Source organism: Proteus sp. G2300, assembly GCF_009915965.1.
Lineage (GTDB): Bacteria > Pseudomonadota > Gammaproteobacteria > Enterobacterales > Enterobacteriaceae > Proteus > Proteus vulgaris.
This window is the reverse complement of record NZ_JAABNK010000024.1, coordinates 187,963-211,460: the sequence shown is the minus strand read 5'-3', so window position 1 is coordinate 211,460 and position 23,498 is coordinate 187,963. Positions and strand designations below refer to the sequence as shown.

24 protein-coding genes are annotated in these 23,498 nt (G+C 39.3%); 17 read left to right on the top strand and 7 right to left on the bottom strand.

All coding sequences use genetic code 11. The features are described 5' to 3' along the window. Positions 1–43: 43 nt before the first annotated feature. From accD to GWI97_RS15390, 6 genes are all read left to right on the top strand, one after another. Entirely contained in the window at positions 44–1,006 is a 963-nt protein-coding gene (accD, locus tag GWI97_RS15415; RefSeq protein WP_036935527.1) for an acetyl-CoA carboxylase, carboxyltransferase subunit beta, read from the top strand. After that, positions 999–2,297, top strand: a complete 1,299-nt coding sequence (gene folC, locus GWI97_RS15410) for a bifunctional tetrahydrofolate synthase/dihydrofolate synthase (RefSeq protein ID WP_036935529.1) — start codon at positions 999–1,001, stop codon at positions 2,295–2,297. The genes accD and folC overlap by 8 nt, the downstream gene beginning before the upstream one ends. Next, a complete protein-coding gene (gene dedD, locus GWI97_RS15405) occupies positions 2,287–2,943 on the top strand; it encodes a cell division protein DedD (RefSeq protein ID WP_036935531.1) in 657 nt (218 codons plus the stop codon). Before folC ends, dedD begins: the two co-directional genes overlap by 11 nt. 184 nt (positions 2,944–3,127) lie before the next feature. After that, on the top strand, positions 3,128–3,619 hold the full coding sequence (gene cvpA, locus GWI97_RS15400; protein ID WP_023581692.1) for a colicin V production protein: 492 nt from the start codon (positions 3,128–3,130) through the stop codon (positions 3,617–3,619). A gap of 30 nt (positions 3,620–3,649) precedes the next feature. Next, complete coding sequence (purF, locus tag GWI97_RS15395) at positions 3,650–5,167, top strand: amidophosphoribosyltransferase (protein ID WP_036935533.1); 1,518 nt, start codon at positions 3,650–3,652, stop codon at positions 5,165–5,167. A 119-nt stretch (positions 5,168–5,286) separates the two neighbouring features. Continuing rightward, positions 5,287–5,868 (top strand): UbiX family flavin prenyltransferase, encoded by a 582-nt coding sequence (locus GWI97_RS15390; protein WP_036935535.1) that lies wholly within the window; start codon positions 5,287–5,289, stop codon positions 5,866–5,868. A 287-nt stretch (positions 5,869–6,155) separates the two neighbouring features. On the opposite strand, the gene GWI97_RS15385 is transcribed toward GWI97_RS15390, so the two are convergent. After that, positions 6,156–7,061 carry a TIGR01777 family oxidoreductase gene (locus GWI97_RS15385; RefSeq protein ID WP_036935537.1) on the bottom strand — a complete coding sequence of 302 codons (906 nt, stop codon included), beginning with the start codon at positions 7,059–7,061 and terminating at the stop codon, positions 6,156–6,158. Positions 7,062–7,124: 63 nt separating this feature from the next. After that, positions 7,125–7,742, bottom strand: a complete 618-nt coding sequence (locus tag GWI97_RS15380) for a glutathione binding-like protein (protein WP_036935539.1) — start codon at positions 7,740–7,742, stop codon at positions 7,125–7,127. 198 nt (positions 7,743–7,940) lie between these two features. Between GWI97_RS15380 and yfcD the strand changes: the two genes are divergently transcribed. Continuing rightward, positions 7,941–8,483 carry an NUDIX hydrolase YfcD gene (gene yfcD, locus GWI97_RS15375; RefSeq protein WP_036935541.1) on the top strand — a complete coding sequence of 181 codons (543 nt, stop codon included), beginning with the start codon at positions 7,941–7,943 and terminating at the stop codon, positions 8,481–8,483. On the opposite strand, the gene GWI97_RS15370 is transcribed toward yfcD, so the two are convergent. Further along, the gene (locus GWI97_RS15370) at positions 8,480–9,526 is read right to left on the bottom strand and encodes a LacI family DNA-binding transcriptional regulator (protein ID WP_036935543.1); all 1,047 of its coding nucleotides are present in this window, start codon (positions 9,524–9,526) and stop codon (positions 8,480–8,482) included. The genes yfcD and GWI97_RS15370 overlap by 4 nt on opposite strands. A gap of 227 nt (positions 9,527–9,753) precedes the next feature. On the opposite strand from GWI97_RS15370, the gene GWI97_RS15365 reads away from it, so the two are divergent. The 4 genes from GWI97_RS15365 to alr all read left to right on the top strand — a co-directional run bounded on the left by GWI97_RS15365 (position 9,754) and on the right by alr (position 13,360). Continuing rightward, a complete protein-coding gene (locus GWI97_RS15365) occupies positions 9,754–10,197 on the top strand; it encodes a PTS sugar transporter subunit IIA (RefSeq protein ID WP_036935545.1) in 444 nt (147 codons plus the stop codon). A 30-nt stretch (positions 10,198–10,227) separates the two neighbouring features. Further along, positions 10,228–10,515 (top strand): PTS sugar transporter subunit IIB, encoded by a 288-nt coding sequence (locus GWI97_RS15360; protein ID WP_036935547.1) that lies wholly within the window; start codon positions 10,228–10,230, stop codon positions 10,513–10,515. A gap of 10 nt (positions 10,516–10,525) precedes the next feature. After that, positions 10,526–11,782, top strand: a complete 1,257-nt coding sequence (locus GWI97_RS15355) for a PTS ascorbate transporter subunit IIC (protein ID WP_036935549.1) — start codon at positions 10,526–10,528, stop codon at positions 11,780–11,782. A 354-nt stretch (positions 11,783–12,136) separates the two neighbouring features. Beyond that, entirely contained in the window at positions 12,137–13,360 is a 1,224-nt protein-coding gene (alr, locus tag GWI97_RS15350; protein WP_087802114.1) for an alanine racemase, read from the top strand. Between the two features lie 70 nt (positions 13,361–13,430). Here the strand turns inward: alr and GWI97_RS15345 are convergent, their stop codons facing one another. From GWI97_RS15345 to ackA, 3 genes are all read right to left on the bottom strand, one after another. Further along, positions 13,431–13,574 (bottom strand): Hok/Gef family protein, encoded by a 144-nt coding sequence (locus GWI97_RS15345; RefSeq protein ID WP_072024199.1) that lies wholly within the window; start codon positions 13,572–13,574, stop codon positions 13,431–13,433. Between the two features lie 153 nt (positions 13,575–13,727). Next, positions 13,728–15,872, bottom strand: coding sequence for a phosphate acetyltransferase (gene pta, locus GWI97_RS15340; protein WP_036935553.1), 2,145 nt, complete (start codon positions 15,870–15,872; stop codon positions 13,728–13,730). Between the two features lie 77 nt (positions 15,873–15,949). Further along, positions 15,950–17,152 carry an acetate kinase gene (gene ackA / locus GWI97_RS15335; protein ID WP_036935555.1) on the bottom strand — a complete coding sequence of 401 codons (1,203 nt, stop codon included), beginning with the start codon at positions 17,150–17,152 and terminating at the stop codon, positions 15,950–15,952. Positions 17,153–17,544: 392 nt separating this feature from the next. On the opposite strand from ackA, the gene yfbV reads away from it, so the two are divergent. The 6 genes from yfbV (at position 17,545) to GWI97_RS15305 (ending at position 22,702) form a co-directional block, all read left to right on the top strand. After that, entirely contained in the window at positions 17,545–18,000 is a 456-nt protein-coding gene (gene yfbV, locus GWI97_RS15330) for a terminus macrodomain insulation protein YfbV (protein WP_036935557.1), read from the top strand. A gap of 139 nt (positions 18,001–18,139) precedes the next feature. After that, positions 18,140–18,634, top strand: a complete 495-nt coding sequence (locus GWI97_RS15325; RefSeq protein WP_087802569.1) for a YfbU family protein — start codon at positions 18,140–18,142, stop codon at positions 18,632–18,634. A 37-nt stretch (positions 18,635–18,671) separates the two neighbouring features. Next, positions 18,672–19,346: a sugar phosphatase gene (locus tag GWI97_RS15320; protein ID WP_036935559.1), complete on the top strand. Its 675-nt coding sequence runs from the start codon at positions 18,672–18,674 to the stop codon at positions 19,344–19,346. A 97-nt stretch (positions 19,347–19,443) separates the two neighbouring features. Next, the gene (locus GWI97_RS15315) at positions 19,444–21,273 is read left to right on the top strand and encodes an SLC13 family permease (RefSeq protein ID WP_036935561.1); all 1,830 of its coding nucleotides are present in this window, start codon (positions 19,444–19,446) and stop codon (positions 21,271–21,273) included. Between the two features lie 191 nt (positions 21,274–21,464). Continuing rightward, entirely contained in the window at positions 21,465–21,683 is a 219-nt protein-coding gene (locus GWI97_RS15310) for a hypothetical protein (RefSeq protein WP_161752130.1), read from the top strand. Further along, positions 21,680–22,702 (top strand): hypothetical protein, encoded by a 1,023-nt coding sequence (locus GWI97_RS15305; RefSeq protein ID WP_161710109.1) that lies wholly within the window; start codon positions 21,680–21,682, stop codon positions 22,700–22,702. The genes GWI97_RS15310 and GWI97_RS15305 overlap by 4 nt, the downstream gene beginning before the upstream one ends. Before the next feature lie 99 nt (positions 22,703–22,801). On the opposite strand, the gene yfbR is transcribed toward GWI97_RS15305, so the two are convergent. After that, positions 22,802–23,383, bottom strand: coding sequence for a 5'-deoxynucleotidase (gene yfbR, locus GWI97_RS15300; protein WP_036935565.1), 582 nt, complete (start codon positions 23,381–23,383; stop codon positions 22,802–22,804). Positions 23,384–23,498 lie beyond the last annotated feature (115 nt).

The window sequence follows — 23,498 nt, the reverse complement described above, 5'->3', positions numbered from 1 at the left end:
AATTTTACTGGCGAAGGTCAGATTCAGACGAAAAGGTCCGTTAATGAGCTGGATTGAAAAAATTCTAAATAAAAGCACTATCACAAGTTCACGTAAAGCCAATATCCCAGAAGGGGTTTGGACTAAATGTGATAGCTGTGGACAGGTACTCTATCGCGCAGAATTGGAGCGCAATTTAGAGGTTTGTCCTAAATGTGATCACCATATGCGCATTTCAGCGCGCCGTCGCCTTGAGACGTTCCTTGATTCAGGAAGTACGATAGAATTAGGTAGTGAATTAGAACCTAAAGATATTCTGAAATTCCGCGACTCCAAAAAATATAAAGACAGAATTAGCGCTGCTCAAAAACAAACTCAAGAAAAAGACGCATTAATCGTCATGAAAGGAACATTGAAAAAGATGCCCGTTGTTGCAGCTTCTTTTGAGTTCGCGTTTATGGGCGGTTCTATGGCTTCTGTTGTGGGAGCACGTTTTGTCCGTGCGGTTGAACAAGCGTTAGAAGATAATTGTCCTCTGGTTTGTTTTTCTGCAAGTGGCGGTGCTCGTATGCAAGAAGCGCTGATGTCATTAATGCAAATGGCGAAAACCAGTGCAGCATTAGCAAAAATGCAAGAGCGTGGTTTGCCTTACATTTCAGTCATGACTGACCCTACAATGGGGGGAGTTTCTGCAAGTTTAGCCATGCTAGGTGATATTAACGTTGCGGAGCCTAAAGCACTGATTGGTTTTGCGGGTCCTCGCGTTATTGAGCAAACTGTTCGTGAAAAACTGCCAGCAGGTTTTCAGCGCAGTGAGTTTTTGTTAGAAAAAGGGGCGATTGATATGATTGTACGTCGTCCAGAAATGCGTGATGAGCTGGCTGAATTACTGGCTAAGCTGACTCAATATGATTTAGTCGAAGATGAAGATGAAATCATTAGCGAAGAAATGATTGCTGATGAAATCGAATCTACTGATAACGAGCCAGAAATTAACATCGAAACGAACAAAAAAGAAGATGTCTAATATCATAACCGCTCCTAAAGCCACATCGCCTCTGTCGGTGTGGCTTTCTTATCTTGAACATTTGCATTCAAGCGCCATTGATATGGGGTTAGAACGTGTGGGTAAGGTAGGAAAATTATTAAATGTGTTACGTCCTGCGCCTAAAGTCATTACTGTTTCAGGTACAAATGGAAAAGGCACAACCTGTCATATGCTAGAGTCAATCTTGATGGCATCAGGATTGAAAGTCGGCGTTTATAGCTCCCCTCATCTTGTTCGTTACACTGAGCGTGTCCGCATTCAAGGCAATGAACTCTCTGAAAACGCTTTTTGTGAAGTTTTTGCGGAAATTGAACAAGCTAGAGGCGATATCTCGCTTACTTTTTTTGAATATGGCACGCTTGCAGCACTGAAACTATTTCAGCAAGCACAACTTGATGTTGTGATCCTTGAAGTAGGATTAGGGGGACGATTAGATGCCACCAATATCGTTGATGCTGATGTTGCCACTATCACGAGTATTGCGCTTGATCATACGGATTGGTTAGGGGCCGATAGAGAACATATTGGTCATGAGAAAGCGGGTATCTTCCGCACTGATCACTATGCTGTTGTGGGTGAGCCTGATATGCCTCATTCTATAGCGCTTGTGGCAAATGAAAAACAGGCTAAACTTTTTCGTCGTGGGGTTGATTGGTCTTTTGTTATTGAAGGTGATCATTGGCATTGGCATTGTGCTGATTGTGAATTTGATGCGTTGCCAATCCCTAATATTCCCTTAGCTAATGCAGCTACTGCCATGGGTGTTATTCGTTGCTTGCTCAAATCTGATGATAAAGTTAGTCAAGCAATTACACATCAAAGTATTATTGAAGGCATGTCTCGTGCGCAATTACCGGGGCGCTTTCAGATCATTTCACAACACCCTCTGGTTATCTTTGATGTGGCGCATAATCCTCATGCGGCGGGATATTTAGCTGAAAAATTATCACAATTACCGCGTCAGTCTGATACCCAAGTGCGCATTGTTGTTGGTATGCTAGGTGATAAAGATATTGCGGGAACATTAGCGTGCTTAATACCATTGGCTGATAGTTGGTATGTTGCTCCACTTAATGAATTTCGTGGCGCCTCAGCGCACGTGCTTGCTCAGCATCTTGAAAATCCATCGGTATTTGAGAGTGTAGAGACGGCATGGAAACAAGCTATGTCTGATGCTAATCCTGATGATATCATCGTGGTTTGTGGCTCATTTCATACAGTCGCGCATGTGATGGAACTTTTGGAAAAGGAGAGTATGGGTGGCGAGTAAATTTCAAAATCGTTTAGTCGGAGCCGTGGTATTAGTGGCTGTCGGGGTTATTTTTTTACCTGCGTTGCTTGACGGCGATAAGAAATATAACGAAGACCAATTTGCCGCTATTCCTTTAGTACCCAAACCAGGCGATGAGCAAGAAATTGAATCTATCGCACCTATAGAGCAAACGACAACACCGTCAACGCCATCTGAAGGTGCTTCTGAAGCTATGCTTTCTGAAGCAGTAACCGGTGTTGAACAACCTACGGCAACACCACCACAATCGCCAAACGTTGTTCCTGTTACACCATTAGAACAACCGACACCTACACCACCAGAACAACCCAAACCTGTGCCACCAGTGGTCACGCCACCTGTACAACCATCAGTACCTCCAGTACAAGAAACGAAACCACCAAAAGGCGAAGCGTGGGTTGTTCAACTGGGTGCATTGAAAAATGCGGCGAAGGTAGAAGAAATTATTGCGAAAATGCATTTCTCAGGTTATCCAGTATATACCGTTCCTGCGCGTCCTGTTGCGGGACAAATGACTCGAATTTACATTGGGCCAAGTGCTTCTAAGTCTGAATTACAGGACATTTTACCGCATTTAAAAGAGCTTACAGGCTTGCAAGGTGAGGTAAGGGCATATAAGCCTTAATTTTTCTAAACGTGTCATCTGATGAGTGATGTAACAAAGCGTTAACTGATTGCGGCGATTATGATTTTTCATATCGCCGTAAATTATTTTGAAATTAGCGAAAATTAGCATTACGCAAACGTTTTCGTTTTCTGTTAGAATGCTTCCGTATTAATGCGGAGCATCGTTATTGGATAAAGAATTTATGGTCTGGATAGATTACGCCATCATTGCCATTATTGGTTTTTCCGCATTAGTCAGCCTGATCCGTGGCTTTGTTCGTGAAGCACTGTCACTCATCACCTGGGGTTGTGGTTTTTTTGTTGCTAGTCAGTTTTATCCTTATCTTGCCGTCTATTTTACTCGGTTTGAAGATGAGCTGGTTCGTAACGGGATAGCAATAGTCACTTTGTTTATTGCGACACTGATTGTCGGTGCCGTTGTTAATTATGTGATTAGCTCTCTTGTTCAACGCACAGGGTTATCAGGTACAGATCGAGTTTTGGGGGTCTGTTTCGGAGCATTAAGAGGTGTGCTGATCGTGTCGGCATTATTGTTTGTTCTAGGGGCATTTACGCCTATGGCAGATAGCGCTGATTGGCAACGTTCTGAACTTATTCCTCAATTCAACCATATTATTAGGTGGTTCTTTGACTACCTGCAAAATGCGTCAAGTTTCGTGTCGGAGAGAATATAACCTCTCCGTCTGGCTGATGAGGATCTATTCATGTGCGGTATTGTCGGTATCGCTGGAGCGAATCCAGTAAACCAATCAATTTATGATGCGTTAACGGTGTTACAACACCGAGGTCAAGATGCAGCTGGCATTGCAACGATAGACGGTAACAACGGTTTCCGTCTTCGCAAGGCTAACGGACTGGTTAAAGATGTGTTTGAAACCCGTCATATGTTGCGTTTAAAAGGTACTATCGGGATAGGGCATGTCCGTTATCCAACAGCGGGTAGTTCTAGTGCATCAGAAGCGCAACCTTTTTATGTGAATTCACCTTTTGGTATTACGTTGGCACATAATGGTAATTTAACCAATGCGCATTTATTACGTCGCCAATTATTTGAAACAGCGCGTCGCCATATCAATACCACCTCTGATTCAGAAATCCTGCTCAATGTATTGGCATATGAATTAGACCGTTTTGACCATTTCCCTCTAGAGCCTGATAATATCTTTGCTGCCGTCGCGGCAATGCATAAAAAATTACGTGGTGCTTATGCTTGTGTTGCGTTGATCATTGGTCACGGTTTATTAGCTTTTCGTGATCCTTTTGGTATTCGTCCTTTAGTGTTAGGTAAACGTACATTAGAAGATGGTAGCCATGAATATATGGTCGCATCTGAAAGCGTTGCTCTTGATACTTTGGGTTTTGAATTTTTGCGTGATGTTGCACCAGGAGAAGCGGTTTATATCACAGAACAAGGCCAACTCTTTACCCGCCAATGTGCTGAAAATCCACAATTAATGCCATGTCTATTTGAATACGTTTATTTTGCTCGCCCAGATTCCTTTATAGATAAAATTTCGGTTTACAATGCGCGTTTGCGTATGGGGCAAAAATTAGGCGCTAAAATTGCGAAAGAGTGGGAAGATTTACAGATTGATGTGGTGATCCCTATTCCTGAAACCTCTTGTGATATCGCATTAGAAATCGCTCATATTCTTAATAAACCGTATCGCCAAGGTTTTGTAAAAAATCGCTATGTGGGGCGTACTTTTATTATGCCCGGTCAGCAAGAACGTCGTAAATCAGTAAGACGTAAATTGAATGCAAATCGTGCAGAGTTTCGCGATAAAAATGTTTTATTGATTGATGACTCCATTGTTCGAGGCACAACGTCAGAGCAAATCGTCGAGTTAGCAAGAGAAGCTGGTGCGAAGAAAGTTTATTTTGCTTCAGCAGCACCGGAAGTTCGCTTCCCTAATGTGTATGGTATTGACATGCCAAATGCCAATGAGCTTATTGCTCATGGACGCGAAGTGGATGAAATCCGTAAATTAATTGGTGCGGATGGCCTTATCTTCCAAGATCTCTCTGATTTAATTGCCGCCGTACAAGAAGAAAACCCTGATATTAGTCAGTTTGAATGTTCCGTGTTTGATGGTGTTTATATCACGAAAGATATTGACCAAGATTATCTAGATTATTTGGAAAATCTTCGTCGTGATGATGAACACAAGATCAGAGATCAAAATGAAATAGAAAACTTGGAAATCTATAACGAAGGTTAGTTTTCCGGTAGAATAGTTCCCTTATAAAGCGTCGATGCCAGTGTGTTCTGCATCGGCGCTTGTTTTTTGAGGGTTTATCATCATAATGATTTATGTTGATATATATTCTGAGGATTATAATGAAAAAGCTGATAGTTGGGCTAACTGGTGCCAGTGGTGCAATTTACGGTATACGCTTATTAGAAATTCTGAAATCTGTGCCGTCAGTTGAAACCCATTTAGTGATTAGCCAAGCTGCGCGCCGTACGATTTCATTAGAAACGGATTATTCGCTAAAAGATATCCATGCGTTAGCAGATGTGATTTATGACGATCGTGATATTGGTGCGTCAATTTCTTCAGGATCATTTCGTGTTAATGGGATGGTAATTTTACCTTGCTCAATTAAAAGTTTATCAGGCATTGTTCATAGTTATACCGATACTTTAGTCACTCGTGCTGCAGATGTTGTGCTGAAAGAAGGGCGAAAATTAGTGTTATGTGTGCGCGAAACGCCTCTGCACTTAGGCCATTTGCGCTTGATGACACAAGCGTCTGAATTAGGTGTAGTGATTATGCCACCTGTCCCAGCTTTCTATTTTCAGCCTAAAACCATTGATGATATTGTTAATCAAACGGTTAATCGTGTACTCGATCAGTTTGAGATTGATTTGCCTGATGATTTATTTCAAAGGTGGGAAGGCGATAAACCTGCTCGCTAAGTATACTCGTCATACTTCAAGTTGTAGCGTTGTTGACTGCGTTCATTCGCACTAGTCACATACTATTGTATGCTCCTAGCGACTCATTTACTTGTCGCCTAGCTACACCTTGAATTATTTAGAGTATTTACACGCTATCCTTTAAGTTGTAGCATTGTTGACTGCGTTCATTCGTACTAGCCACATATATAGTATGCGCTTAGAGACTCATTCACTTGTCGCCTAGCTACAGCTTGAATTATTTAGAGTATTTATTCGGTAGAATATTTATACCGAATTAAAAGAGATTATTTTCCTGTGGTTATAATATCTTTTAATGCCTCTTCCAAATGTGGGTGACGAAATTCAAAACCAGCATTAAGTAATTTTTCAGGGATGGCTTGTTGCCCGCCTAACACTAATGTTGCACTTTCTCCCATCACTAGACGTAATACACTTTCAGGAACGGTCATTAAGGCTGGGCGATTAAAAGCTTTACCTAATAGGCGAGTAAATTCTTTATTTTGTATAGGGTTAGGCGCTGTTAAGTTAAAAGCACCTTTAGCATCTTGAGTCTTAAGCAAGAAAATAATCGCATTGACCATATCATCAATATGGATCCACGGCATATACTGTTTCCCATTTCCTAGTTTACCGCCTAATCCGAGCTTAAAGGGTTTGCTCATTTTAGGGAGTGCGCCACCGAGTGTTGAAAGCACAATACCAGTACGCAATAAGCAAACGCGAGTTAAAGGGGTTTGTGCTTCAAGTGCGATACGTTCCCATTTGGCACAAAGTTCATGGGTAAATTCAGGGTTTGCCGGTGTTTCTTCAGTGACACGATTATCACCTTGATCACCATAAAATCCCACCGCAGAGCCAGAAATAAACACAGTAGGGGGAGAATCGCTAGCTTTAATTAACTCAACCAACTTTTGGGTTAAATCACAACGACTATCCACGAGTTTCTGTTTTTGAGAGGGAGTCCAACGGTTATCAGCAATAGGCTCTCCAGCAAGATTAATAACGGCATCAAACTCATTCAGATTTTGTTTATCACTGAGTTGGGTCCAACAGGCGATTTCATTACAAAAATGCGAATAGACTTTTTGAGGTGAACGAGAAAGCACCGTAATATCATTATTAGATAGTGCAAGTTCGCACACTAATGCTTTGCCAATTAATCCTGTACCACCTGTAATAAGTATTTTCATCACCATCCTCCTGATCATCTTGCCTAATAAAGAATAAATATCATCCTGATATATGAATTGCGTTTATTCACCAAAGAGTTTTTTCGCAGCTGGGCGTTGGGTAATGTTGTTTTGCCATTTTTCTACCGCAGGGTAATTTGCCAAATCAATGTTATGATGTTCGTGCCGACGAACCCATGTATATGTGGCGATATCCGCGATGCTGTACTCTTTTCCACCAAGGTAAGGTGATTGTGTTAACCTTTTTTCTAATACGTCATATAAACGCTGTGTTTCTTCAGTATAACGTTTAATTGCGTATGGAACTTTTTCGGTCGCATAACGAGTAAAATGATGATTTTGTCCTAACATTGGGCCAAAACCCCCCACTTGCCAAAACAGCCATTGCAGTTGTGTTGTTTTTTCTCTCATGTTTGTGCTCAGTAATTTGCCACTTTTTTCAGCGAGATAGATAAGAATAGCACCTGATTCAAAAATAGAGATTGGCTCACCGCCATCAGCAGGTGATTTATCAACAATAGCGGGAATTTTATTATTGGGTGAGATAGCTAAAAATTCCGGTTTAAATTGATCGCCTTTACTAATATCAATGTGATGTACCTGATAAGGTAGACCCACTTCTTCAAGGAAAAGCGTTATTTTATGGCCATTTGGGGTATCTGCATAATATAAATCAATCATTGAAAGCTCCAAAGTAAAGTAGGCACGAAATACTTAGTATATCCACAGTCTGCCTTCTAACATCATAAAAAGCAAAAAAGTGCAAGATGCATAAAACAAGTCACGTATGATTATTGTAGTGGTGAAAAATAGTGATTTTGGTATATTCAGGATAAAAATTACGATCGTTTAGTATCGGTTAAAAAAGGTTTGTTGAGGATGGAACAAGAAAAGACGGCATTGGTTGAGTGGGTTGATATTGTTGATGATAAAAATGAAGTGGTTGCACAAGCAACACGTCAACAAATGCGAGCTGAAAACCTACGACATAGAGCAACGTATATTGTTGTTCATGATGGAATGGGTAAAATTTTGGCGCAACGTAGAACAGAAACAAAAGATTTTTATCCTGGTTGGTTAGATGCCACTGCTGGGGGGGTTGTCCAACAAGGTGAAAATTTACTAGAAAGTGCGCGTCGTGAAGCAGAAGAAGAATTAGGTATTGCGGGCGTTCCTTTCGCTGAACATGGTCAATTTTATTATGATGATAAAAGTTGCCGTGTCTGGGGAAGCCTATTTAGTTGTGTTTCTCATGGGCCTTTTGCTCTGCAAGCAGAAGAAATTGAGGAAGTGTGTTGGTTAACTCCCTCTGAAATTACAGAGCGCTGTGATGAATTTACACCAGATTCATTAAAAGCACTTTCTCTTTGGTTAACGCGTAATAACAGTACACGTTTAGAATCCCGAGAAACTGCCGACTAAGGGGTACTTTGCCCTATTTCAAAGCGATAAGCATAGTTGATAACGGTATCTTCGAATATAGCGTTATCATCTTCGTCTTTTAAGCGTTGTAAAAGGGCGATAAGCTGTTTTCCCGCCTCTTTACCTATTTTGTGATAATCAAAACGAATTGAAGTAAGAGAAGGGGATATCTGATCACTATTATCAGATCCTTCCAAACAAGCAATTGCCAGATCTTGTGGAATTTTAATTAATCGTCTTTGGCACTCAAAAATCATTCCTAATGCAATACTCTCATGACTACAAATAACAGCATCTAATTCAGGTTGGCGCAATAAAATCTCGGTTAAAGCTTGTCTACCATAAGCCATCGAAGCGGGATCGGGCGTTGTAACGCTCTGCTCTGCATTTAAATAATGTTTGAGTAAGGCTCGAGACCAACCTGTAATTTGCTGGTGATGTAAACGCTGGCCTTGTAAAGCGCCAATATAGCCTATACAACGTTTGCCCTGAGTGACTAAATAGTTTGTTAAATCGTATGCTGCTTGTTCATAAGAACAATCAATACTAATGGCAGCTTGTTCATCAGATTGACTCGCGACACTAACTACCGGCACATTGGCATTACTAATATGTAAAAAGTGAGTAGGGCTGAGTTGTGAACCAAAGACAACCAATGCCGCGGGGTTACTTTGTAATAGCATATTGATTACATCGCTGGCTTTATGCGGTTGATGTTCATAACAACCGACTAAAATTTGATAATGATGACGATTTAATATTTGCTGTAAAGATTGCATAAAATCGGCACTGGCTTTATCTGTGAAAGACGGCAATAGTACTGCAATAATATGGCTTTGAGCCGAAGCTAAAGCACCGGCTGAGGCATTAGGAATATAGCCAAGTTCCTCTATAGCTTGATTAACCTTCTCTCTTAATTTATCAGAAACCAATTCAGGCGTTCGTAATGCACGCGAGACGGTCATTGAACCAACTCCTGCGTGTTTAGCGACATCTTGTAATGTGACGCGACCTGTATTTCGGCGCTTACGTGTTTTGATCATGTGTGATTATGCTTGCTTAGCCTATTTTATTAACCGCAGATCCTACCTGAAATCTTCCTATTATGCTGAAACAATACAGTGTCAATTGTTGGCATTTTCTGCAATTAACATTTCATTAAAATGATAGCGCTATCACAATTACGAATGATCTATCTAGATAGCGCTACCATTAATGATTACTATCCTTAATAACGAAGCTCAAAGAGAGTCTTATTGAGGTTACAAAGATGCTTAAAACGTTATTAACGCCCGATGTGGTGCAAGTGGTTCCAAGCGTTAGCGATTGGAAAGATGCAGTCAAAGTGGCATGTCAGCCATTAATTGATAAAGGGTGCATTGAACCTCGTTACATCGATGCGATTTATAAGTCACATGAAAAAATAGGGCCATATTATGTCTTAGGCCCAGGTATTGCGATGCCTCATGCTCGTCCTGAAGATGGTGTTAATCAACTTTCTCTTGCATTAACGATTGTTGAGCAAGGTGTGGAGTTTGGAGCCGATGAAAATGATCCCGTGAAATTACTGATTGTTTTGGCCGCAACAGATAACGATAGCCATATTAATGCCATTATGAAATTAGCTGAACTTTTTGATAACGATAAAGATATTCAAATGCTATTTAATGCGAAAAGCAAAGCGGATGTATTCGCCGTTATCAACAACTATTAATGACAATTTAACATTACCAAGGGGAATACCATGAAAATTACAGTTGTGTGTGGAAATGGTTTAGGCAGTAGCTTAATGATGGAAATGAGTATCAAAAGTATTTTAAAAGATCTCGCTGTCAATGCAGACGTGGATCACGTTGATTTGGGTTCGGCAAAAGGTACGCCAAGTGATATCTATGTCGGGACTCGTGATATTGCAGAACAACTGAATTCACAAGCCGTAAATGGAAAAGTGGTTTCATTGGATAATATGATTGATAAAGTCGCGATGAAAGAAAAACTTTCTGTCGCATTACGTGAATTAGGCGCGTTATAAGGAGCCTATCATGGACTTTTTCCGCTTTCTAATGAGTGATGTGCTTTCAGAGCCTGCTATTTTAGTGGGTTTGATCGCATTGATTGGTTTAATCGCCCAGAAAAAACCTGTAACAGAATGTATTAAAGGCACGGTAAAAACCATTATGGGTTTTGTGATTTTAGGTGCTGGTGCAGGTCTTGTTATTAACTCACTGGGTGATTTCTCAACGATTTTCCAACATGCATTTGGCATTCAAGGTGTTGTGCCTAATAACGAGGCAATTGTCTCTATTGCACAAAAAAGCTTTGGTAAAGAGATGGCTCTGATTATGTTCTTTGCCATGTTGATTAATATCTTAATTGCTCGCTTAACGCCGTGGAAATTTATTTTCTTAACGGGTCATCATACATTGTTTATGTCAATGATGGTGGCAGTTATTCTGGCAACAGCAGGCTTAGAAGGTGCTGTATTAGTAGCGGTAGGTTCATTAGTTGTTGGGGTTTCAATGGTATTTTTTCCAGCCATTGCACATCCTTATATGAAAAAAATTACCGGTTCTGATGATGTGGCATTAGGGCATTTCTCAACGATTTCTTATGTCGTTGCGGGCTTTATCGGCAGTAAATTTGGTAATAAAGAGCATTCAACTGAAGAGATGAATGTGCCTAAAAGTTTACTCTTTTTACGTGATACACCCGTTGCTATAGCTTTCACTATGGGCATTATCTTTATCATTACCTGTTTATTTGCGGGCGATACCTTTGTTCGTGAAGTCAGTGGTGGTAAAAACTGGTTTATGTTTTCATTAATGCAATCCATTACTTTTGCCGCTGGTGTTTATATTATCCTGCAAGGTGTGCGTATGGTTATTGCTGAGATTGTTCCTGCCTTTAAAGGTATTTCAGATAAGTTAGTGCCTAATGCCAAACCTGCTTTAGACTGCCCAGTTGTATTTCCTTATGCACCCAATGCGGTATTAGTTGGCTTTTTAAGTAGTTTTGCTGCGGGTGTTATTGGCATGTTCATTCTGTATGCTTTAGATTGGACAGTAATAATTCCTGGTGTGGTTCCTCACTTCTTCGTGGGTGCAACAGCAGGGGTATTTGGTAATGCAACCGGTGGACGTCGTGGTGCGATTTTTGGGGCATTCGTTCAAGGTTTATTAATTACTTTCTTGCCTGTATTCCTATTACCAGTACTTGGAGATATCGGTATTGCTAACACCACATTTAGTGATGCAGACTTCGGTGTTATCGGTATTCTATTAGGTATTATTGTTCGTTGATAATATTTGTTTATTGAATATTAATAGATGCCCGACTTTCTAATCAGTCGGGCATTTTTTTGGTTAGAAATAATGTACTTAAATGTCTCTATATATTCAATATATTATGATTAAAGTGTTTCCAGTATGCACGGTGATAGACTGGCGTTTCCTACTGGGATCACACCTATAATTTTCTTTCCCTTTTCTATTCATCTTCGTCATTGATCTGATACATATATCATTTTGAATTAATATGTTTATTTTATGAATAATAATGCTATTATCCTGAGTGAATATTCACGATGTGTATATTTTCGTACCTAATTAATTATAAAAATAGGTTTAACATCATAATCACTAAGGAAAAAGAAGATGTCTTTTGGTATTCGATATCTTGCGTTGTTACCACTTTTTGTTATCACTGCTTGCCAACAACCGGTTAATCACAATCCACCAACGACTCAAACAGCTCAGGTTCAACCTGCAATTGTGAATAACTCATGGATTGAAATCTCACGTAGTGCGCTCGATTTTAATGTGAAAAAAGTCCAATCACTTTTAGGTGATAAATCCTCGCTTTGTGCTGTTTTAAAAGGCGATGCATATGGACATGATTTATCATTAGTTGCACCTGTTATGATTGAAAATAATGTGCAATGTATTGGTGTAACGAATAACCAGGAGCTAAAAGAAGTTCGTGATCTAGGATTTCAAGGTCGTTTAATGCGTGTACGTAATGCCACTGAGCAAGAAATGGCTCAGGCGACAAGCTATAACGTGGAAGAATTGATTGGTAACTTAGATATGGCTAAGAAATTAGATGCCATTGCTAAACAACAAAATAAAGTGATCCCTATTCATCTTGCCTTAAACTCAGGTGGAATGTCTCGTAATGGATTAGAAGTTAATAACAATGTGGGGCTCGAAGAGGCGAAGCAAATTACTCAATTAGCTAACCTTAAAGTGGTTGGCATTATGTCTCATTATCCTGAAGAAGATGCGGATAAAGTAAGAGAAGATCTCGCTCGTTTTAAACAGCAATCACAAAAGGTATTGGATGTTACTGGGCTAAATCATAAAGACGTTACTCTGCATATGGCAAATACTTTTGCCACAATTACCGTCCCTGAATCATGGCTAGATATGGTGCGTGTAGGCGGGATTTTTTATGGTGATACCATCGCAAGTACAGATTACAAACGTGTTATGACTTTTAAATCCAATATTGCCTCAATCAATTATTATCCTAAAGGCAATACTGTTGGTTATGATCGCACTTACACACTAAAACGTGACTCAGTGTTAGCTAATATTCCTGTCGGTTATGCAGATGGTTATCGTCGAGTCTTTAGTAATGCAGGACATGCTTTAATTGGTGGTCAACGTGTTCCTGTTTTAGGTAAAACATCAATGAATACAGTGATTGTTGATATTACCGATCTTAAAAATATCAAATCAGGGGATGAAGTCGTGTTCTTTGGTAAGCAAGGTAATGCAGAGATCACTGCTGAAGAGGTTGAAGATATTAGTGGTGCATTATTTACAGAGATGTCGATTTTGTGGGGTGCGACCAATCAGCGTGTGCTAGTGGATTAAAGTAGGGTGCTTGTGATCACCAATATCAACAACTTTTGAGAGAAATTGTGAGGGAATTTCCCCTACAAAACTATTTATCGCAAGATAAAATAGCTTGAACTACGGTGTCGCTACTACTGATATTAAAAGAACATAATCTTTCATGTTTCAGTAAAGCAAAACACAAAACTGTAATACATACAGTAATCAGCCCTAAGAGGGCAAGCTTAGTCATTTCTCTTGACTCTCCTTTATAAAGGAGACAGAAACAAGTTGTCTGGTTTTGAGACTGCCTCGGATTTTAGTCAAATAAGAAATCTGTAGAATAAAAAAACGCCAGATGATTGATTTCATCTGGCGTTTTTTTATTTAAAGCGAACTTCAATAATTATGCGTTTTCTTGTTGGCTTGCTTGAATAGCTGTCAACGCAACGGTGTAGACGATATCGTCTACTAATGCACCACGAGAAAGGTCATTCACTGGTTTACGCATACCTTGTAACATTGGTCCGATTGAAACCAAGTCAGCTGAACGTTGTACCGCTTTATAAGTGGTATTACCGGTGTTCAGATCAGGGAAGATAAACACAGTCGCTTTACCTGCAACGGGTGAGTTTGGTGCTTTAGATTTAGCAACATCAGCCATAACAGCTGCGTCGTATTGTAAAGGACCATCAATCATCAGATCAGGGCGTTTTTCTTGTGCTAAACGTGTTGCTTCACGAACTTTCTCTACATCGCTACCTGCACCAGAGTTACCAGTAGAATAAGAGATCATCGCAACGCGTGGGTCGATACCGAATGCAATTGCAGAGTCTGCAGATTGGATTGCGATTTCAGCCAGCTGTTCTGCTGTTGGATCTGGGTTAATTGCACAGTCACCATAAACATAAACTTGTTCTGGTAACAGCATAAAGAACACAGAAGACACTAATGAGCTACCTGGTGCAGTTTTGATTAACTGTAATGGTGGGCGAATAGTGTTAGCAGTTGTATGAACAGCACCAGAAACTAGGCCGTCTACTTCGCCTTTTTCTAGCATTAATGTGCCGAGAACAACGTTATCTTCTAGTTGTTCACGAGCAACAACTTCTGTCATACCTTTATTTTTGCGTAGTTCAACTAAGCGAGGTACATAGATTTCACGCACTTCTTTAGGATTGACTAACTCAATACCTGTGCCTAATTCAACACCTTGTGCAGTTGCTACACGACGAATTTCTTCAGGATCGCCTAACAGTACGCAAGTTGCGATACCACGATCAGCACAAATTGCTGCTGCTTTAACTGTACGAGGTTCATCACCTTCTGGTAAAACGATACGCTTTTTCGCTTTACGCGCTAATTCTGTTAATTGATAACGGAACGCTGGTGGTGATAAACGGTTAGGACGTTCAGAGTTAGCGGTCAGTGAATCAATCCATTGTGTATTGATATGTTGAGCAACGTAGTTCTGAATTTTTTCAATACGCTCATGGTCATCAGCAGGTACTTCTAAGCTAAAGCTTTGCAGATTTAAAGAGGTCTGCCAAGTGTTCGCATTAACCATAAAGATTGGTAAGCCAGTTTCGAATGCACGTTCACAAAGTTGTTTGATAGGAGCATCGATTTGGTAACCACCCGTTAGTAGGATAGCACCAATTTCAACGCCATTCATTGCAGCAAGGCACGCTGAAACTAATACATCAGGACGATCCGCAGAGGTGACTAAAAGTGAACCTGGGCGGAAATGCTCTAACATGTGTGGGATACTACGTGCACAGAAAGTAACCGATTTAATACGACGGGTTTCAATATCGCCTTTATTGACGACAGTCGCATTTAAGTGTTTTGCCATATCTGTTGCACGGGTAGCGATTAAATCGAAGTTCCATGGAATGCAACCCAGTAAAGGCAGTGGGCTATTTTTTTCAATGGTTTTTAAATCGACATTAGAGATAATCGCTTTACTTGAATCATCAAAGATTTCAGATAAGTCAGGGCGAGTACGGCCTTGATCATCAACAGGTGCATTTAGTTTGTTAACAATAACACCGGTGATATTTTGGTTTTTTACACCACCGAATTCAGCACGTGCAAATTCGATACGCTCTTTTAGCTGTTCAACCGTGTTGTTACCTAATGCAGTAACGAAAACAATTTCAGCACCTAATGTTTTTGCAATTTCATAGTTTAATGATTGTGCAAAAGGGTGCTTACGCATCGGCACTAGACCTTCGATGAGAATAACTTCAGCATCAGCGGTATTTTCATGGTATCTAGCAACAATTTCTTCCATCAGAACATCTTTTTGGTTTGAGCTGAGCAGAGACTCAACATAATCCATGTTTAAAGGTTCTGATGATTGAATAGTGGAGTGAGAGCGGATAATCGCAGTTGTCTGATCTAATGCACCTTTTACGCGAGGTTGTGCAATAGGTTTGAACACGCTAAGGCGAACGCCTTTTTGTTCCATAGAACGGATAACACCCAAGCTGACGCTGGTTAAACCCACGCGTGTATCAGTTGGGACTAGCATAATTGTACGGGACACGGAAACCTCTTTAAATATCGGTTGCTCGTTATGTAAAACAGTACTGCCAGCATGACACTGGCAGTACATCAAAGAACTTAAGCGGTCAGGCGACTTGCATCCTGAGCGATAACTAATTCTTCATTAGTTGGGATAACAACAGCGAGACGGCTGTTATCGGTAGTGATAGTGCCTGATTTACCGAAACGTGCATCTAAGTTACGTTGATGATCGACTTCAAAGCCTAACAGAGCTAGTTTTTTCAGTGATAATTCACGTACCATTGCTGCGTTTTCACCGATACCACCAGTAAAGATAATAGCATCTAAACGACCTTCCATCAGTGCGCAGTAAGAACCGATGTATTTCGCTAAACGATGGCAGTAAACGTCCATTGCACGTTTAGCATCAGCTTTAGTGTCGTAGTTATCTTCAACATAACGGCAGTCACTAGTGACTTCTGTTAAACCTAATAGACCAGATTCTTTAGTTAGTAGTTTATTGATATCTTCAACGCTCATACCTAACGTGTCATGTAAATGGAACACGATAGCAGGGTCGATATCACCACTACGTGTACCCATCACTAAACCTTCTAATGGAGTCAAACCCATAGAAGTATCAACACATTTACCGTTAACGATAGCAGAAACAGAACCACCATTGCCTAAGTGGCAAGTGATTACATTCAGTTCATCAACAGGTTTGTTTAACATTTTAGCGGCTTCACGGGAAACAAAGAAATGGCTAGTTCCGTGAGCACCGTAACGACGGATGCTGTGATCTTTATATAAGCTGTATGGTAGTGCATACAGATAAGCTTCTTCTGGCATTGTTTGGTGGAATGCAGTGTCAAATACCGCAACCATTTTCTCAATTAAATGAGGGAATGCTTTACGCGCTTCTTCAATACCAATAAGGTGAGCTGGGTTATGTAATGGAGCAAATGGGATAGCAGCTTCAATACCTTTGATAACTTCGTCAGTGATCACGACAGATTTAGTGAACTTCTCACCACCGTGAACAATACGGTGACCAATTGAAGCAATTTGAGCAGACAGTTCTGGTTTTTCAGCCAGAATAGTATTTACGATAAAGTTTAATGCTTCGCTATGAGCAGCACCTGCGCCTAACGCAGCTTCATGTTTTTGGCCATCCATTTTCCACTTCAGGCGGGCTTCAGGAAGGTTGAAGCATTCAGCCAAACCTGAAAGGAATTCTTCACCATTTTCTGGGTTGATAATTGCAAATTTAAGAGAAGAACTACCGCAGTTCAGTACCAGCACCAGCTTACTTGACATGGAATTACCTATTTATCTTGTTGTCGTAGTGTCTTTTATATTATAAAGACGGTGGTTAATAAAACGTCAATCATAAAAGCCTATCGCATTACTATGATGACATTAATGACGCGCATCATGCTTAAAGTAAAAAACTTGATGCTAATTATAGTTGCCAATCATTAATTGGACGATTTTTATTCACCCATTAACTTTTCGCGTTAAAATCGGCGAAAAGGGTTGAAAATCACGCCGGCAAACAAAATATAGCGCTTTATTGCCACAAACCTTTAGAATGGGCACAGGATACAGAGTAAAGGCAACAAAGACAAAATATACTTAATTCTACTAAAAGATTTTTATTCTTTATAGATATTTTTTAAAAGTTACAGAAGAAATTGATTGAGGTCATTATGAGCGAACCGACAGTGACTCCTCCCGGCTTTTTTAAGAAGCTTCGTTTGGGTAATGAGTATTTAAAAACCTGGCCGGTTGAAAAGCAGTTAGCGCCTGTTTTCCCTGAAAACCGTATTGTCAAGGCAACACGATTTGGCATTCGCTATATGCCACCCATCGCCATTTTTACCATGACATGGCAGATTGCATTGGGCGGAAATTTAGGTCCCGCAATTACCACAGCGCTCTTTGCTTGTAGCTTACCAATGCAAGGATTATGGTGGTTGGGCAAGCGTGCATCAACGCCACTTCCTGCGGCATTATTACGCTGGTTTTATGAAATTCGCGCTAAATTTGAAGAAGCGGGCATTGCTTTAGCACCGGTAGAACAAACACCGACTTACCTTTCTCTAGCACATTTATTAAAACGTGCTTTTAAGCAACTTGATCGCTCTTTTCTTGATGATGTGTAGAACATTTGTTCTACCTTCGTCATTTGTCATTATTGTCCTTAGAATTACCCCGTTGAGATCAAAAAACGCGTCGTTAACACTACTCAATACTTTTGATTAATGTCATGCTCTCCTCAATGATTTCTTTGGAGAATTAATGATGGAAATGACACATGCACAACGCTTGATCCTCTCTAATCAATATAAAATGATGATGATGATGGATCCTGATAACGCTGAACGTTATCGTCGTTATCAGACAATCATTGAACGCGGTTACGGATTACAATTACGTGAACTAGACCGTGATTTTGATGAAATGTCTGAGGAGACTTGCCGTACCATTATTAACGTCATGGAAATGTACCATGCACTGCAAGTTTCTCGTGATAATTTAAAAGAACAAGAAATGCCTGATGCACGTCGAGTCGCATTTATCGGCTTTGATGCGGCGACAGAATCCCGCTATCTTAGTTATGTGCGTTTTATGGTGAATACAGAAGGGCGCTATACACATTTTGATAGTGGCAGTCATGGTTTCAACTCACAAACACCGATGTGGGAAAAATACCAAAGAATGCTGGCTGTTTGGTTAGCCTGCCCTCGTCAATATCACCTTAGCGCCGTTGAAATCCAACAAATTCTTAATGCGTAATAATAAGTAACGCATCATTCTAAGGTAGGCATAAATTATGGCGATCACATGTAAAGGTTTTCTGTTTGATTTAGATGGAACATTAGTTGATTCATTACCTGTCGTTGAATATTGTTGGGCGCTATTTGGTGAGCGCGTTGGCGTATCAACACAAGAGATTAATGACTATATCCATGGAAAGCCTGCCATTGAGTCGATTCGCCATTTTATGCCTAATGCTACTGAGCAAGAGGTAACAGAAACTTTTCGTTGGTTAGAAAAGTTAGAATCAACCCAAACAGAGGGCTTAGCACCTCTTCCGGGGGCCATTGAGCTAATTAACCACCTTAATGAATTAGATATTCCTTGGGCAATAGTGACTTCAGGTACCGTACCAATCGCATCAACGCGTCAATCTGTTACAGGTATTCCTGAACCCAAATATTGGGTTACAGCTGAATGTATTAGTAAAGGCAAGCCTGATCCTGAACCTTATCTTCTAGGCGCAAAAAAATTAGGTTTATTGCCACAAGAATGTGTGGTTTTTGAGGATGCAGCCGCAGGTATTTACTCGGGTTTAGATGCTGGATGTCAAGTGGTTGCTGTTCATGCCCCTCTCTCCCTCCCTCGTCGTAATGAGATTCATTTAATTATTGATTCTTTGAATGATATTCAAATCGAGAAGCAAGCTGAAAAAGTGATAATAACGCACAAAAGAGAGTCTTTTCTTTGATCATACTAGAAGATTTATTGATGTAAAAATGGTCTACTTATCAATGTAGTGAATTGATGTCTTAACCTGTTTTCACTTATTGCTGATCGAGGCCATTTTGAATAGCGAATTATTATGGGTTTTAAGCCTGCTATTGATAGCTATTGTCCTTTTTACGACCAACAAAATCCGCATGGATGTGGTCGCTTTACTTGTCATCATCGCATTCGTTCTTAGCGGTACACTTACTTTAAATGAAGCCACGGTAGGGTTTAGCGATCCTAACGTATTACTGATTGCAGCTCTTTTTGTTATTGGCGAAGGGCTAGTAAGAACCGGTGTCGCTTATCAAATGGGGGATTGGTTAGTTCGTGTTGCGGGTAGCAGTGAAGTTAAAATGCTGGTGCTATTAATGATATGTGTTGCAAGTTTAGGTGCATTTATGAGTTCGACAGGCGTTGTTGCCATCTTTATTCCTGTTGTACTGAGTGTTGCTGCTCGCATGAAAACATCACCAGGTCGTTTAATGATGCCTCTAGGTTTTGCGGGGCTTATCAGTGGATTGATGACCTTAGTGGCAACGCCACCTAATATGGTTGTTAACAGTGAATTAGTCAGAGAAGGTTTACCCAGCTTTCAATTTTTCTCCATTACGCCTATTGGTATCGCCGTATTATTAGCGGGCATTTTATATATGCTGGTAGTACGCCGTTGGTTAGGAAATAATGATAATGGCAAACATAAAGAGGCTTATCGTCGTACATTCCGTGATCTTATTCGTGATTATCAATTAGCAGGACGTGCTCGTCGTTTAGCGATTCGTAAAGGCTCTCCACTTATAGGGCATTCACTTGATGAGTTACACCTACGTTCTCGTTATGGTGCAAACGTTGTTGGCATCGAACGCTGGAGGCGGTTTCGGCGCGTGATGGTCAGCGCAACAGGGGGGACTGAATTAAGAGAGCGCGATGTTTTGTTAGTCGATATGTCAGCTAGTGATGTCGATTTACGCGAGTTTTGTCGTGAGCAGATGTTAGAGCCCATGGTATTGCGTGGAGAATATTTTTCTGAGCAATCCCGTGATGTAGGGCTGGCTGAAGTATCAATGAACCCTGATTCAGAGTTATTAGGAAAATCATTAAGAGAAATTAAATTTCGTACTCGCTATGGATTAAATGTTGTTGCTATTCGTCGAGAAGGTAATGCGTTGCCGGGTAAAATTGTCGATGAACCATTACGCCTTGGTGATGTGTTATTGGTGATTGGTGATTGGAAACTTATTCGAATTTTATCAACTAAACCGCGTAATTTTATCGTATTAAATTTAGCCGCAGAAATTGAAACGGTTGCTCCAGCTTCATCTCAAGCACCTCATGCATTATTTTCGTTAGCATTAATGGTGGCATTAATGGTGACAAATGAAGTGCCTAATTTTATTGCGGCACTTATTGCTTGTTTATTAATGGGTAAATTCCGGTGCATTGATATGGAGAGTGCTTATCGTTCCATCCATTGGCCAAGCATTATTTTGATTGTAGGTATGATGCCTTTTGCTGCTGCATTACAAAAAACAGGTGGTATTGAGCTTATTGTAAACGGTTTAATGGATGTTGCGGGTAGTGCGGGTCCACAAGTGATGCTGGTATGTTTATTTATACTTTGCGCGTCAATCGGGTTGTTTATTTCGAATACGGCAACCGCGGTATTAATGGCGCCAATTGCTATTGCAGCGGCAAATCAAATGAATGTTTCACCACTCCCTTTTGCCATGGTGATTGGTGTTGCTGCCTCTGCTGCATTTATGACACCAGTTTCATCACCAGTAAATACGCTTATTCTTGAGCCCGGTGGTTATAAGTTTGCTGATTTTATGAAAATAGGCGTGCCATTTACGATTATTGTGATGGCAATAAGTGTATTTCTTATCCCACTATTATTTCCATTCTAAATATCAATATTTTTACTTTGCTGAAACGTCGTTTATTAATTAATAAACGACGTTTTTTATTTATTGACTGATGATTTTTTATGTGTTGCATATGTAATGCTGATGGATGTGTGTTTTTTTAAAATCTTTCTTAGAAAAAAAAGTATAGTCATATTATTGAGTTGAATATAATTTAATAAGAGAGATATATAATGGACATAAAGCCAGTAACTGCCCAAAAAAGCATTTCGATTTCAAATGATAAACATAGTCAAGGTGATAGGCGTATAAGTACCATATTAAACAGTAGTATAGACTTTAAAGCTAATGGAAATAATCGTACCTCAGAAGAAAGTAATAAAGTATTAAGTGGTAAAATAAAAGAGTTAATAATAGAAAAAATATTCAGGGTAAATCAACAACAAGAGTGAATAATAAAAACAGTGTTTTTTCTAATGAGCACAATAAAAATATGACTCAAAGTGTTAGCGATGATTTAAAACAGATAAAACAGGCTATTTCTACACGTCATACTGTTTTTAAAGGATTGATTGCGAATAGTTTGATTAATAATAATAAAGAAAGTGTGGGGAATGAAATATTATCAAAATATAATAATTTCACCTCATTAGCACCTGAGTTTCATAATAAATCATCAAAAGCAATGAGTGATTTTTCTATTTCATTAGAATTAAAATATGCTGATGAGGCAATAATATTTTCTATATTAGAAAATAATAATAAGAATGATTCTGTTGAGTATGTAAAGGATTATTTAAATGAGAAATACCAAGGATATATAGATGCTAGAAAAAATAAATTAAACATCACTAACAGAGCGAAGAATATATTAAAAACAATGGGGTCAAATAAGTTTGATAAAAAAATAGAAAACCTTTTTGAACTTGTTAATGATTTTAAAAATAAAAATATCGTTAGAAATAAAAGTGATTTAAATACACATGATATCTTCCAAGGAATAACTCAAAATTATCTTAATGATAATAATATTCATGTTAATTTAGAACAAGCTGAAAATATTATTGAGAAAATGATAAAAGATAAAGGTCTAGAGTTTGCTGCTACATTGAACTCAGAAAAGCGATTGGAAACAGTTAATTCGGCAATTGACCAAGCATTAGATTATATGGAAGCACTAAAACTTTATGAAAATAAAAATGATATAATAAAGCTTGCTATGGGAAAAACAAAAAGTATCAATAGAAGTAATATGTTTATGCGAGGTGTGAAAGGAATAAGAAATTTAGTTATTGGTAAAGATAATAGCAAAATCGATAGACTAAATAAATTAACAGAAGGTTTGATCGTAAGTTTTGAATCCAATACATTGAAGCTTTTAGCAGAAAATATAAGGGAAATGGAAAATATAAAAAATATAAGTGATAATGATATTAATCCTGATAAAGACAGAGTGAAAAATGAAGATTGATTCATATCATTAAATCAATAAAAATTAAATTACAGCCTCAAATTTTAAGGTGAGTGATTATTGTTATCACTCACCTTTTTATAAAAATGTTTTACTTAATTACTCACTAATCTCATCTAGAGATAAACTAAAGCCTGGCACAAAAACGCTCATAAAATAGTCCATTTCAGGGCTATTTCTCTCCGCTAAGGTTTTTTCTAAGCGATTTTTAGCTAAATTAAATTCGCTATTGCCCGCAGCTAATTCTTCAAGGCATTTTAAATAAGCACATAAGCTATCGGCTTGTTTTACAATAAAGGTTTCTTCCTCACTATGTCGTTGCTCATCGATAAGAGGACGAAAATCGTCTTGTAACTCTTCGGGTAACATTTCAATCAATTTTTGCTGTGCGTATTTTTCTATTTTTTTATATTCATGAGCAATTTGTGGATTATGGTACTTAATCGGTGTTGGCATATCACCGGTGATCACTTCGCTGGCATCATGATACATCGCCTGTAATGCGATACGTTCTGCATTGACATTACCGTCAAACAACCGATTTTTAATTATGGCTAAGGCATGGGCAACGAAAGCGACCTGTAAACTGTGTTCAGAAACGTTTTCTTGGCGAATATTACGCATTAAAGGCCAACGAGTAATGAGTTTTAAGCGAGAAAGGTGGGCAAAAAAGTAACTCATAATATCTCCCAATTGCGTGATTGAAGGCATTATTGTGAGTGGATAGCCATCAGATGTAAACGCCAATAAAAAAAGAAAATAAAAAACGCAATATAACGGATTGTTATACTGCGTT